This is a genomic window from Sphingomonas sp. (assembly GCF_023266535.1).
Classification (GTDB): Bacteria; Pseudomonadota; Alphaproteobacteria; order Sphingomonadales; family Sphingomonadaceae; genus Sphingomicrobium.
The window spans coordinates 1-11,975 of the sequence record NZ_JAHFPY010000078.1 but is presented as its reverse complement, the minus strand read 5'-3'; the positions used below and the strand labels follow the sequence as shown (position 1 = coordinate 11,975).

General features: G+C 63.6%; 15 protein-coding genes and 2 pseudogenes. 6 read left to right on the top strand and 11 right to left on the bottom strand.

Annotated features, from left to right (window positions below):
* From Q0C64_RS11475 to Q0C64_RS11455, 5 genes and pseudogenes are all read left to right on the top strand, one after another.
* A pseudogene (locus Q0C64_RS11475) lies at positions 1–260 on the top strand (P-type conjugative transfer protein TrbL); the annotation flags it as partial.
* Between the two features lie 3 nt (positions 261–263).
* Positions 264–947 carry a conjugal transfer protein TrbF gene (gene trbF / locus Q0C64_RS11470; RefSeq protein ID WP_230189364.1) on the top strand — a complete coding sequence of 228 codons (684 nt, stop codon included), beginning with the start codon at positions 264–266 and terminating at the stop codon, positions 945–947.
* Positions 944–1,960, top strand: a complete 1,017-nt coding sequence (gene trbG, locus Q0C64_RS11465; RefSeq protein ID WP_230189365.1) for a P-type conjugative transfer protein TrbG — start codon at positions 944–946, stop codon at positions 1,958–1,960. Before trbF ends, trbG begins: the two co-directional genes overlap by 4 nt.
* Positions 1,957–3,180, top strand: a complete 1,224-nt coding sequence (locus Q0C64_RS11460; RefSeq protein ID WP_230189366.1) for a TrbI/VirB10 family protein — start codon at positions 1,957–1,959, stop codon at positions 3,178–3,180. Before trbG ends, Q0C64_RS11460 begins: the two co-directional genes overlap by 4 nt.
* Positions 3,177–3,401 (top strand): DUF2274 domain-containing protein, encoded by a 225-nt coding sequence (locus Q0C64_RS11455; protein ID WP_230189367.1) that lies wholly within the window; start codon positions 3,177–3,179, stop codon positions 3,399–3,401. Before Q0C64_RS11460 ends, Q0C64_RS11455 begins: the two co-directional genes overlap by 4 nt.
* Before the next feature lie 15 nt (positions 3,402–3,416).
* On the opposite strand, the gene Q0C64_RS11450 is transcribed toward Q0C64_RS11455, so the two are convergent.
* The 4 genes and pseudogenes from Q0C64_RS11450 to msrB all read right to left on the bottom strand — a co-directional run bounded on the left by Q0C64_RS11450 (position 3,417) and on the right by msrB (position 5,348).
* Positions 3,417–3,725, bottom strand: coding sequence for a hypothetical protein (locus tag Q0C64_RS11450; RefSeq protein ID WP_230189368.1), 309 nt, complete (start codon positions 3,723–3,725; stop codon positions 3,417–3,419).
* A 27-nt stretch (positions 3,726–3,752) separates the two neighbouring features.
* Positions 3,753–4,463: a LysR family substrate-binding domain-containing protein gene (locus tag Q0C64_RS11445; RefSeq protein ID WP_294123890.1), complete on the bottom strand. Its 711-nt coding sequence runs from the start codon at positions 4,461–4,463 to the stop codon at positions 3,753–3,755.
* Between the two features lie 36 nt (positions 4,464–4,499).
* Positions 4,500–4,679: pseudogene (locus tag Q0C64_RS13405) on the bottom strand (LysR family transcriptional regulator); the annotation flags it as partial.
* 156 nt (positions 4,680–4,835) lie between these two features.
* Complete coding sequence (gene msrB, locus Q0C64_RS11440) at positions 4,836–5,348, bottom strand: peptide-methionine (R)-S-oxide reductase MsrB (RefSeq protein WP_230189370.1); 513 nt, start codon at positions 5,346–5,348, stop codon at positions 4,836–4,838.
* Between the two features lie 107 nt (positions 5,349–5,455).
* Between msrB and msrA the strand changes: the two genes are divergently transcribed.
* Positions 5,456–6,124 carry a peptide-methionine (S)-S-oxide reductase MsrA gene (msrA, locus tag Q0C64_RS11435; RefSeq protein ID WP_230189371.1) on the top strand — a complete coding sequence of 223 codons (669 nt, stop codon included), beginning with the start codon at positions 5,456–5,458 and terminating at the stop codon, positions 6,122–6,124.
* Positions 6,125–6,293: 169 nt separating this feature from the next.
* Here msrA and Q0C64_RS11430 read toward each other — a convergent pair whose 3' ends face one another.
* The 7 genes from Q0C64_RS11430 to Q0C64_RS11400 all read right to left on the bottom strand — a co-directional run bounded on the left by Q0C64_RS11430 (position 6,294) and on the right by Q0C64_RS11400 (position 11,521).
* On the bottom strand, positions 6,294–6,725 hold the full coding sequence (locus Q0C64_RS11430) for a hypothetical protein (RefSeq protein WP_294123887.1): 432 nt from the start codon (positions 6,723–6,725) through the stop codon (positions 6,294–6,296).
* Positions 6,725–7,567 (bottom strand): dienelactone hydrolase family protein, encoded by an 843-nt coding sequence (locus Q0C64_RS11425; protein ID WP_230189373.1) that lies wholly within the window; start codon positions 7,565–7,567, stop codon positions 6,725–6,727. The genes Q0C64_RS11430 and Q0C64_RS11425 overlap by 1 nt, the downstream gene beginning before the upstream one ends.
* A gap of 17 nt (positions 7,568–7,584) precedes the next feature.
* Positions 7,585–8,418 (bottom strand): SDR family oxidoreductase, encoded by an 834-nt coding sequence (locus tag Q0C64_RS11420; RefSeq protein WP_294018305.1) that lies wholly within the window; start codon positions 8,416–8,418, stop codon positions 7,585–7,587.
* On the bottom strand, positions 8,402–9,106 hold the full coding sequence (locus Q0C64_RS11415) for a glutathione S-transferase C-terminal domain-containing protein (protein WP_230189375.1): 705 nt from the start codon (positions 9,104–9,106) through the stop codon (positions 8,402–8,404). The genes Q0C64_RS11420 and Q0C64_RS11415 overlap by 17 nt, the downstream gene beginning before the upstream one ends.
* Positions 9,107–9,134: 28 nt before the next feature.
* Positions 9,135–9,881: a DNA-binding domain-containing protein gene (locus Q0C64_RS11410; RefSeq protein WP_230189376.1), complete on the bottom strand. Its 747-nt coding sequence runs from the start codon at positions 9,879–9,881 to the stop codon at positions 9,135–9,137.
* Positions 9,878–10,705, bottom strand: a complete 828-nt coding sequence (locus tag Q0C64_RS11405) for a DUF692 domain-containing protein (protein WP_230189479.1) — start codon at positions 10,703–10,705, stop codon at positions 9,878–9,880. The genes Q0C64_RS11410 and Q0C64_RS11405 overlap by 4 nt, the downstream gene beginning before the upstream one ends.
* 168 nt (positions 10,706–10,873) lie before the next feature.
* On the bottom strand, positions 10,874–11,521 hold the full coding sequence (locus Q0C64_RS11400; protein ID WP_230189377.1) for a DUF1109 domain-containing protein: 648 nt from the start codon (positions 11,519–11,521) through the stop codon (positions 10,874–10,876).
* Positions 11,522–11,975: the final 454 nt, after the last annotated feature.

The window sequence follows — 11,975 nt, the reverse complement described above, 5'->3', positions numbered from 1 at the left end:
CGCCGCTGCGCAAGGCCGCCGCTTCGCTCAAGGACAGCTACCGCTCGGGCGGCCGTGCCGCCGTCACCGCGACGGGCGGCGCCATTTCGGGCGGCAGCCCCGCGCCCGCGGCCGAGGCTTCCGGCGGCTCGCCCGCCTGGGCCGCCGCGATGAGACGCCGCCAGACCATGACCCACGGCGCGACCGTCGCCGCCCATACGCTGCGCTCGGGCGACAGCGGCGGCGGCGGATCGTCCGTCGATCTCAGCCAGAAGGATTGATCCATGTTTCGACGCCCCAGCATCCGATACGGACAAACCCCGGAGCCGACGACTCCCTACCAGCGCGCGGCGCAGGTGTGGGACGACCGGATCGGCTCGTCTCGCGTGCAGGCGAGGAACTGGCGGCTCGCCTTCTTCGGCGCGCTGGCGCTATCGAGCGGCCTGGCTGGCGGCCTCGTCTGGCAGTCGGCCCGCGGGCATATCGTGCCCTGGGTGGTTGAGGTCGATCGGCTCGGCGAGGCCCAAGCGGTCGCGCCGGCCGAGGGCGGCTACCGCCCGACCGATCCTCAGGTCGCGTTCCATCTCGCCCGCTTCATCGAGCAGGTCCGCGCGATCCCCGCCGATCCCGTCATCGTCCGCCAGAACTGGCTCCGCGCCTACGACTTCACCACCGACAAGGGGGCGCTGTTCCTCAACGACTATGCGCGCGCCAACGATCCGTTCGCGCAGGTCGGCAAGGTGCAGGTCGCGGTGGACGTATCCAGCGTGATCCGCGCGTCACCCGACAGCTTCCGCGTCGCCTGGACCGAGCGCCGCTATCAGGACGGCAGCCTTGCCGCGACGGAACGATGGTCGGCGATCCTCACCGTCGTCGTGCAGCCGCCGCGCACCCCCGATGCCCTGCGCAAGAATCCGCTCGGCGTCTTCGTCAATGCCCTCAACTGGTCGAAGGAGCTGTCGCAATGACCGCGAGTCCGTTCCGCCGAGCCGCGTCCGCTGCGCTGCTCGTTTCCGCATCGGCGCTCGCCGGCTGCGCCACCACATCGGCGAAGCCGCCCGCCATCGCCTATGACGATCCGCCCGCGCCGATCACGGCAACGCCCGCGCCGGAACCGCCACGCCCGGTCGAGGTGGTGACGATCCCCGAGCCGCTGCCGCTTCCCGGCCAGCTAAAGCCGGTGACGGATACGCCGCGCGCGCCGGAGCCGTCCGATCCCCGCCGGCGCGTGGGCGCGGCGAATGCCGCCGCGCGCGTGCAGCCGGTGCGCGACGGGTTCCTCAACGCCATCCAGCAATATCCCTGGACCGATGGCGCGCTCTATCAGGTCTATTCCGCGCCCGGCCAGGTCACGGACATCGCCTTGCAGGAAGGTGAGCAGCTCGTCGGGCCGGGTCCGGTCGCGGCCGGCGACACCGTGCGCTGGATCATCGGCGATACGATCAGCGGCAGCGGTCCCACGGCGCGCGTGCATATCCTGGCGAAGCCCACCCGGCCCGATCTTTCAACGAACCTCGTCATCAACACCGACCGGCGCACCTATCATCTGGAGCTGCGCGCCACGGCGGCGACCTATATGGCGTCGGTGAGCTGGACCTATCCGCAGGATGCGCTGATCGCCTTGCAGGGCCGGAACGCCGCCGCCGCATCCGCCGCCCCAGTGGCGACGGGCGTGGATGTGTCCGCTCTCAACTTCCGCTACCGCATCGAGGGCGATCGGGCGCCGTGGCGTCCCGCCCGCGCGTTCGACGACGGCCAGCAGGTCTTCATCGAGTTTTCGGCCGGGATCTCGCAGGGCGAGATCCCGCCGCTGTTCGTGACCGGCGCGGCCGGCGATGCCGAGCTGGTCAACTACCGCGTCCAGGGCCGCTACATGGTGGTCGATCGCCTGTTCGCCGCCGCCGAACTGCGCCTCGGCGACAAACGCAGTGAGCAGCGCGTCCGCATCGTGCGCGACGATGGACGGGGGCGGCGGCCGTGAGCGATTCTGCCGACACTCCCTCGACCGAAGCGCCCGCCACGCGCGCGCCGCGTTCCGATCCTCAAGCCTTCCAACTCCGAGGCGACCCGCCGCGCGTCATGCGCCTGTCGCGCAAGGCACTGGCCGTGATGGGCGTCGCCGCGGGTCTCGGTATCGGCGGCTCGCTGATCTACGCGCTACGGCCGCCCGGCGAGAAGGCCGCTCAGGAACTCTACAATACCGACAGCCGGACCACGGCCGACGCGATCACCTCGGGGCCGAAGGACTACGGCCAAACGCCGCGCCTTGGCCCGCCACTACCTGGCGATCTTGGCCGGCCGATCGTCTCGGCGCAGCAGCGCGGCGATGCCGTGCCCGTGCCCGTGCCGCCGGTCGGCGCGCAGCCCGATCCGCGCGCCCAAGCCGCCGAAGCTGCCCGCCAGCGCGCCGCTCAGGAGCGGGACGCGGCTCGCACCAGCGCGGTCTTTCTCGGCAGCGGCGGGGGAGCGTCGTCATCGGCCGCGCCGGCCTTGCCCAGCCTGGCCGTGGCAAGCCCGGCGACACCAGCGGCAGGGGATACGGCGGCGCAAAGCGATCAGGCCGCCAAGCGCGCTTTCATGGCGCAGGCGGCCAACCAGCGCACGGTCAGCGTCGAGCGACTGACGGCGCCGGCATCGCCCAACATCGTTCAGGCAGGCAGCATCATTCCCGCCGCGCTCATCACCGGCGTCCGTTCCGACCTGCCCGGCCAGATCACGGCCCAGGTGACGGCCAACGTCTATGACAGCCCGACCGGGCGCATCCTGCTCATCCCGCAGGGCGCGCGGCTGATCGGGGAGTATGACAGCGAGATCGCCGCCGGGCAGACCCGCGTGCTGCTCGCCTGGGACCGGCTCATCATGCCGGATGGCCGCTCGATCGTTCTCGAGCGCCAGCCCGGCGCGGACGGAGCCGGGTTTGCCGGCCTACAGGATCGCGTCAATCAGCATTGGGGAAACCTGCTCAAGGCCGCTGCCGTCTCGACGCTGCTCGGCGTCGGCGCCGAGCTGGGCGCGGACAGTGAGGATGACCTGACCCGTGCCCTTCGGCGCGGCTCGCAGGACACCATCAACCAGACCGGCCAGCAGATCGTGCGGCGGCAGCTCAATGTGCAGCCGACACTCACCATTCGGCCGGGGCACCCCTTGCGCGTGATCCTGACCCGCGACCTCGTATTGGAACCCACTGGAGGCGCACGATGACGAAATTGAAGCTGGGGCCTCTCGCCGATGATCGGCCGGTGAAGCTGACGGTCGAACTGCCCGCCGCCGTTCACCGCGATCTCGCCGCCTACGCCGCTGCGCTCGCAGCCGAAACGGGAGGGGAAGCCATCGCCCCCGAGAAGCTCGTCTCACCCATGTTGGCGAAGTTCATGGCAAGCGACCGGGGGTTTTCGCGGCGTCGCGGCGGCGCGAAAGACTGAGCCATCACGCTGCCGTCAGTTGCCCATGAATTTCTTGAAGCGCTCGCGGCCTTCCACTTCGGCCACGGCTTGCTCGGCACTGGCGCATTCGCCGCCGCGCACTGAGCCATCGCGACATCCGGCGACGATCCGCCGCGCTTCATCGACATGCGCCACGAAATACTGTGTGCCGCGCGCCTCTGTCGATGTCGGCGCAACTGTCGCTGGGCTGGCGACCGCAGCCGTTTGCGGCGCTGGCGTGATGATCGGCCGTAGGATGAACCCTCCGGCAAATCCGAAGACCAACGCGACCAGAACAATGATAAGTGGCTTGCCTTGTGACATGGCATTACGCTCCAACGAAAACTAACCCTATTCTACTGAATTCTCAGAAATTTTGAAGGATAGTGCATAGCGTGTTTTGACGAATTGGAGAAATCGCCGCAAAGCGGGATTGCAATTTTCGTCGCGCCAGTATCCGGAATAGCAGATCAGCACTGGTCCTTGTTCTCCGTACATGGGCCTATAGACCACATTGGGATACTGTGTGCCGGAGCCACCCTCGCAGATGATGCTGAGGCCGCGCCCGTCGCCTAGCACACTAAGAATTGTCCCATGACCGGACTGGTGCATTCTGACGTCCGGCTGCATTCCCGCCACCGACAGGCGGCCGAGTAGCATGTCGCGAATTTCTGGACCGGGGTCTGTTGCGGGGAGCAGGAAGCGTTCGCTGCGAAGGTCGGTCCAATGGATGATCTCGCGTTCTGCAAGAGGGTGGCTCGACGACAGGGCTACCATCACGCGCTCGCTCCAGAACGCTTCGCGCTGATAACCATCATGGGCAGCTTCGCCCGCCATAATGGCAATGTCGATCTCCCCGGTATCGAGACCAGCAAGCAAAGCACCTCGGTTTGCCTCTATCCCGTCTAGATTGACGTCTGGATGCGCACCGCGCCAACCCAGCATGGTCGCGCGTAGGTTGCCGGCCGAGAGCGAGCAATAATGTCCGATAACGAGGTCGCCGGCGCGGCCCTGACCAGCAGCACGCATTATGGCTACGAGCTTGTCCGCATTCGCGAGCATTGGCCTAACGCATCGAATAAAATCGCGTCCGGCCCCTGTCGTACTTATTCCTGCACGCGAACGCACAAAAATTTGGACTCCGATCATTCGTTCTAGTTTGGCAACGTCCCGGCTAAGTGTGGACTGTTCCATCCCCAATGCGCGGGCAGCTTTGTAGAAGCTGCCGTGATCGGCCGCGGCGAGGACGTGTCGTATCTGGCAAATGCTGAATGACATCAGCAATCAACCGTAGAGGGGGCATAGATTGCTGTTGCTATTGCGCGCCGTCCCGATCCCAATGCGGTTCGCCAAGGCACGAAGAGGCAGCCGCCTTCGAGGTAACTTCGGTGGCTGAGCCCGGCGACAATTAATTTGGCGCCCGTCATGGCCCGCTCAAGCTGGCTTGAACGTCATCGCTACGCCGTTCATGCAATAGCGAAGCCCGGTCGGTCTCGGGCCATCATTGAAGACATGTCCCAAATGACCGGCGCATCGTGTACAATGAACCTCGGTGCGTTCCACACCAAGGCTATTGTCGCGGTGCTCGCCGATGGCGTGAGGAAGGTGGTCGTAAAAACTCGGCCAGCCCGTGCCACTGTCGAATTTAGTCGCGGACGAATAGAGCGGGAGCGCACATCCAGCACATGCGAACGTGCCTTTGCGGTGCTCCTTATCGAGCGGACTTGTATAGGGGTATTCGGTCGATGCTCGTCGGAGCACGGCGTAAGCCTGCGGAGAGAGTCTCTTGCGCCATTCCGCGTCGGTGAGACGAAATGTGGCGGGTACGGTCGCCACAGCCGCGGCATCATCGGCGCCTATCAACCGCCATGCGAGCGCGCCGAGGGCTGCAGTTGTGCCAAGCCCAAGGAGCTTGCGGCGAGTAGGCTGAGCGAGCGATCGTTCCATGCTGACATATTCGTAGTCGAAGGCAGGATGGTTACAGGAAGGAGTGTAACCTGTGTCGCGGCACGAACGAATGCCGGATTGGAGGTATGTTTCCGGAGTTTGAGTCCATGTTACGTTCCACTGCCCTTGCGGTTACATTGTTCGCCGGTGTCGCCGTGACCGCTGCGATAAGGCCCAGCGAAGCTCGCAATAGCGCAATCAAGGTTCCCGTCGCGGTCATGAAGGAGGCGCCTGGGGGAAATCGCGAGACGGCGATCTTTGCCGGGGGCTGCTTTTGGGGTGTCGAAGGTGTCTTCAGCCATGTGAAGGGTGTGGTTAGCGCGACTTCGGGATATGCCGGTGGCTCGGCATCGACCGCGCAATATGAGACTGTTTCGAGCGGTGCGACTGGCCACGCGGAATCGGTCAAGGTCGTGTTCGACCCTCGGCAGGTGAACTACGCTACGTTGCTGCGTATCTATTTCTCCGTGGTCGCCGACCCAACCCAAGTGAACCGACAGGGGCCTGATGAAGGCACCCAATATCGCACCGCCTTGTTCCCGCTATCGGCGGCCCAGACGAGGGTGGCGCGTGCCTACATCAGCCAGCTGAGCGCCGCTCGCGTCTTTTCCGCGCCGATCGCCACGCGCCTCGAGCAGCAGAGGGGCTTCTTTGCGGCGGAGGGCTACCACCAGGACTTTATGGCCCGCAACCCGAACTACCCCTACATCATTGTCAATGATCGGCCGAAGGTCGACGCGCTCAAACGGATTTTCCCCGAGAACTGGAAGGCCTGATCCACGAACCGCGTCCTCCCGGTCCACCGGGAGGACGCGGTTGACCACAATTCCGTCGGAAGCCGGCGCACGCACATCGGATAGCAAGCGTTTGCCCTTCATCACCAGCTGCTGCGAATCCAGCGGAGGCCATGAACGCTCTTGCGAAAGTTACGATGTTGAGAAGGATCTACAGCGCGGCCAGCTCAGTGCCGCATTGCAGGAGAACGGTTCGTTCAATAGCTGCATAGCGGTGAACAAGCGCGGCGCGATAAGTTTCGTCGCGCATCATCGCGAGAAAATGCCCGCGCGAAGGATAGCGAACGATCAGCACCCGATCCCAGTCAGTCGGAGCCGTGCCGGGTTCGCCGATAAAAACCAGCCCGACATCGCCATTATAGATGATGTTCGCCTGACTGACGGTGCCGACGGTGACGCTGAATGCCTTTTCGTACAGGGCATAGGCTTCGCTTCCCGAGCGTGCCGGCTCCCCGCTGTCTTCGGGATAGACGGCCCGATCTTTGAACTTCAGCAGGTTGACCATCGTCACGGGGCCGTCCGGTCCATCATCACGCAACTGGCGTACCTGATCAGCGGTCGGGTCAATCGAGCGATCGATCATCATACCACCCCGTTTGCCTTGAAATGTGCCAACATCCGCGACCATCCGTCACGCGCGTCGCCTTTGTTGTAGCTCGAACGATAGTCGGCGTGAAATCCATGCTGGGCGTCGGGATAGACGTGGATATTCGAACCCATTTTCCCGGCGGCTTGCAACGCAGCGCGCATCGCTTCGACATCGGCCTGGGGGATGCCCTGATCAAGCGCGCCGTACAGGCCTAACACCGGGGCCTTCAGTTCTGCGGCACGGCTGATCAGCGGCTTGAGCTGTCCATACCAGGCGACGCCTGCCTTGATATCGGGATCTTCCATGGCAGCACGCCAGACGACTGCGCCACCCCAGCAGAAGCCAGTGATCGCGATCCGCGTGCCTTCGACGAACGCTTGAGCCTTCAGCCACGTCGAAGTCGCTGCGACATCGTTGTCGACTTGGTCGGGTGTCGCCTGTCGGACGATCGGGATGATCTGCTCGATGTTGGCGATAGCCGGGAGATTGACGCCCGAACGGTAGAAGAAATCGGGCGCGATCGCGACATAACCGAGACGCGCCAACCGTCGGCAGATGTCCTTGATATAATCGTGGATTCCGAAGATTTCATTCACGACGATGATCGCGGCATGTCGGGCCTGACCGGCGGGCCGGGCGACATAGGCCGGTAAGTGCTGGGACGCGCCATTCGGAATCGTTACGCCCTCAATAATCAGCCCGTCTTCAGGTGTCGTGATCGGCGCGGCCTCCGCGGAGAAAGCCGCGAGAGCATAGCCGGCGAAGAACAAACCAGCGGCCGCCCGGCGCGTCAGGTGGAAGTCTTCCGGCAATGAGCCTTCGGGCCTGGTCAGCATGGGGGCTCCTCATCAGTTCACAGCGCGCAGTGCGAGCGTACGTCTCGCTCAAAGACGTCCTTGATCGCAAGAAAATGGGCGTCGATCGCCATCGGATCCTTGCTGTTCAGGTCGATCAGGGCCTGTCTTTCGGGACCACCACGAACCACATTGATGGCGTCATGCTTGATCCCTGCAATGATCGCTTCAGCGACAGCTTCGGCTGGCTCCAGCGAGAATCCAATCTCTGGGCCCGCCTGGTTCGTCGCCATCATCGGGGTATCGGTGCCGCTGGGGTAGACCGTCATCACACGAACACCTTCTCCATTGAGCTCGCGCCGCAGCGACTCCCCAAAGCTCGACAGACCGGCCTTCACCGCCGCATAGGTCGCATAGAACGGCATCGCGACCAATGCGATCGCGGAAGAGACGTTAACGATCATGCTCTCGGAACCAGCTCGCAGCAACGGCAACGCCGTGCGAGTCAGCATGATAGGGGCAACAAGATCCACCTCGATCATGGCGCGGATCTCCTCTTCATCAATCGCATCAAGGCGACCGGCGCGAACCGCGCCGGCGTTGTTCACGAGAATATCGAGCCCGCCGAATGCTTCGATCGCGCCCTGCAAGGCTGCCGTGCGACCTATCGGGGTCGCGACATCGGCAGTGATGCCGGCAGCCTCCGCACCTGATGCGTTCAAAGCCCCGACAGCTTCATCGACGCGCGCTGCTCCGCACGCAGCGATGACCAGACGTGCACCGCGCGCGGCAAGCCCACGCGCCAATTCAAGCCCGATCCCGCTTGACCCGCCAGTGATGAGAACCCGTTTTCCTTCGACGTCCATGACCGGCACCTCAACCTTCTGCAGCATAGTTTGAGGGAAAGAGCGCGCGCAGCGTTTGCTCGTCGAACTCGCGCTTGAATTCGTGATCGCTCCCAACATCGCGAGCACGCCACGCCGCCTGCCGCGCATTGACCAGCCGATGCCAGCGGGCCAAATCGGGATAGCGACTGAGGGGCTCGTCGAATTCGGGGAAGACGAAGCCGGCGCGTTCGATCCATCCCCAGGCCGCCATATCCGCGACCGTGTAGGTCTCGCCGACTATGTACGTCCGATCGCGCAGGTGATCGTCGAGAACCTGGTAATGGCGCTCGGCTTCGCGCCGATAGCGGTTGAGCGCATAGTCCAGACCCGCTGGCGCGGCGCGCTGGAAATGAACCGCCTGGCCGGAAAACGGTCCAAGGCCCGACGCCACGAAAAACAGCCAAGAGAGCAATTGCCCTCGATCCTCGGGTGATCCAAGAAATTGACCGTGCTTTTCTGCGAGATAGAGTAGGATCGCGGTCGAATCGAAGACCGCCGTCGGAACTCCGCCGGGGCCTTCGGTGTCGACGATCGCCGGGACTTTCCCGTTCGGATTGATTGCGAGAAAGGAGGGCGCGCACTGTTCGCCCTTAAAGGTATCGACCGGCACAAGCTCATAGCCGATGCCGAGCTCTTCGAGCAGCAGGGCGACCTTCAAGGGGTTCGGGGTCGGGTGAAAATAGAAGCGGATCATCTCGGTTTGGTCCTCATGCAAAACAGTCTCACCGGACGTCTGCGATCATCTGGTCTTGCACCCAGGACGCGAGATAGCGGCCGGCGGCATCGACCGCCGTTTCGACGCCGATTTCTTCGGACAGGCGGTCGCACAGGCGAGCAAAGCTCATGCCCGACGATGCGAGCTGGATCGCGCCCATCTCAGCGGTCTCGATCGAGGCGAAATGCGGTTGAAGACCGACGCGCCAAACACGCACCCAACCCGGCTCGGGCAGCAACTCGGCTGCCGGAACTTCCTCTTCGGCGGCGATCGCGTTCCAGATCGCGCCACAGTTGGTCTTGACGGGCAGCAACGTGAGCGTCGGCACGAATGCGATCACCGCCTCATCCCAATCGACCGCTGCGAGCTGTTGCCGGTCGAAGGCCGGTGCGTCGGGGCCGTCGAACGCGCGCCGCAAAGCCCAGTCGAGCGCGGCGATTTCGGCGACCTCAGGATCGTCCGGGTAAAGGTCGGCCATTGTCTCCGAGAATTTGACGCCGTAGTCGGCGAGCGTCCAGCTATGCGGCGGGTGGGCGGCGATATGCCGGCGCGCAGCCGCTTCGAACGCCTCGTCTCCGAGCCACGCCCACAGGCGTTCGTAACTGTCTTTGAGGCACTCTACGAGCTGGCCACCATAGGCGTTGTGATAGACGGCAAGGCCCGGCCCACTGGACCCGCCAACGGCAACCGGAATGTCGCTCGGTTCATCCAACAGGAATCCCAGGAAATCGCGTTGAAGGTCGAGAAGCGTCATGCCGCGGCCGCCGTGACGTCGCCTGCGATGCGGCGCGCAACATCCAGCTCGTCCAACATATCCTGAAGCGGAGGAATGTTGTCGTCGCGCTCGATCATAGTGGCGACGCGTCCGAGACGAGGATAAATCCGGGCGAACAGATCCCAAACTGGATCGGGAACAGGCTCGTCGTGCGTATCGATTAGCCGGCCTTGCCCCTGGCTGTGGCCCGCGAGGTGGATTTGCCGAACACGGTCCGCCGGCACGCCCGCCAGATAATCATAGGGGTCAAAGCCGTTGTTCGTTCCGCTCACATAGATGTTGTTGACGTCGAGTAGCAGGTAGCAGCCCGTCCGTTTCGTCATCTCGGCAAGGAAGGCCCATTCGGTCATCTGGTCGTCGGCGAAGGTCAGATAGGTCGAGGGGTTTTCGAGGACCAGCGGACGTTCGAGCGCATCCTGGACATGCTCGATGTTCGCGCAAACGGTGTTGAGTGCTTCCTCGGTGAAGGGCAGCGGGAGCAGGTCATGGGAATTGACCTCCCCAACGCGCGACCAGCTCAGATGATCGGAGACCCATAATGGCTGGATTCGATCAGCCAGCGCTTTCAGGCGCGCAAGATAGTCGGAACGGATGCCGTCAGCCGAACCGATCGACATTGAAACGCCATGCATCGCAACGGGCCAGCGATCGCGCACCTCATCGAGAACGTGGATCGGGCGCCCGCCGGCCCCCATGAAATTCTCGGAGATGATCTCGATGAAATCGACAGGAACGGCCTCGGTCAGATAATTCTGGAAGTGTGGAATCCGCAGGCCGAGCCCGAAGCCGTGAAATGGCGCGATTGTTTCTTCCGGCACAGACTTACTCCGATCGGTGTGCCGGGCCCGGACGGAACGGAGGGACAGCCCGGCACATGACGGAATACGAGTGGTAGCGTCTGGCGGTTACACCTGCTCCGAAAGTTTCGCGCCGCAATGCGATTGGGGTGGGCGCGAGACGGGCCCGCCGCCTTACCAGCGTAAGAGCCGTGGTCCGACGGCGGCGCCGACCAACGTCGCTGCGGCAAGGCCGAGCGAGTACCATAGCAGCACGAAGCCAGGCGATGTCTCGGCGCAGTGTAGAGCGTAGATGGAAGCGCCAGTGGCGCCAGCAACCAATCCCGCAGCTGCGCCAGCGGCCTCAAGCCTCGTCGGAGCAAGGTGGGCCATCGCCCGCACCAGCCCAACGAACACCGGCACCGATAACAACATCACATAGAGCGGGCACTGAAACCAACTCGAGCCCATCCAGAAGGAGGCAGTATTTCCGTCGGGGGCGATGGCCAGCTGGATGGACGTGACCAATGCCAACAGAGCGATGGGTGGCCACAAGAGTCGCGTCCAGTGAAGGTCGCGAGCGCCAGGCCGGCTCAATCGTTCGAGAGCGAAAAAGCCGAGCGACGCGATCGAGGCGGTGTAGAGCAGCTTCATCCAGAAGCCCATTGTCACGGCCGCTACGGACAAATCGCTACGCACGGCCAGCGAAGGCCAGAACAAGACCAGCACCATCGCGACGGCCGCACCCCGAATTAAACCCCGGCGCAAAAGGGCGCGCGGACCATGCAGGGGCACGGGCTGCAAATTCCTGGAAAGCTCCACAATCAACACTTCGGTATTCATCAAATGCTCCGTCGAACACTCGGTCGACGGGCCTCCACGCCGCGAGTCTTGACTCTACATTCGGAACCGCGAGGCAATCGGTTACGCTGGGGTCGGTCCGGGACTGACGTGCATCCAAGAGGCAACGGAGGATGTTCGCGAGAAAAATCCCGACAGAGTGGTGGAGAGGGTTACACCTGACGTCCGCCGAACGCCTTCGCGCGAACTTTTGGCGCCGGTCATGGCCCGTTATTGGTTCGGGAGAGGGCGGTGGCCGTGCCACCGCCTTGAAATGGCATGTTGCCGTCTCCTCAAGTTCGCCTCTCGTCAAGCCGCAGCCTGGTTAGGCGACGCTTGATCCCTTCCGCTGGACCGAGTTTACGAACAAGACGAGGGATGCAGCCAGAAGAACGGCGTCTTTCAATAGAAATTGGCCGGGCGCCGCCGAGATTGCGGGAAAACCGCCGGCGGTTTG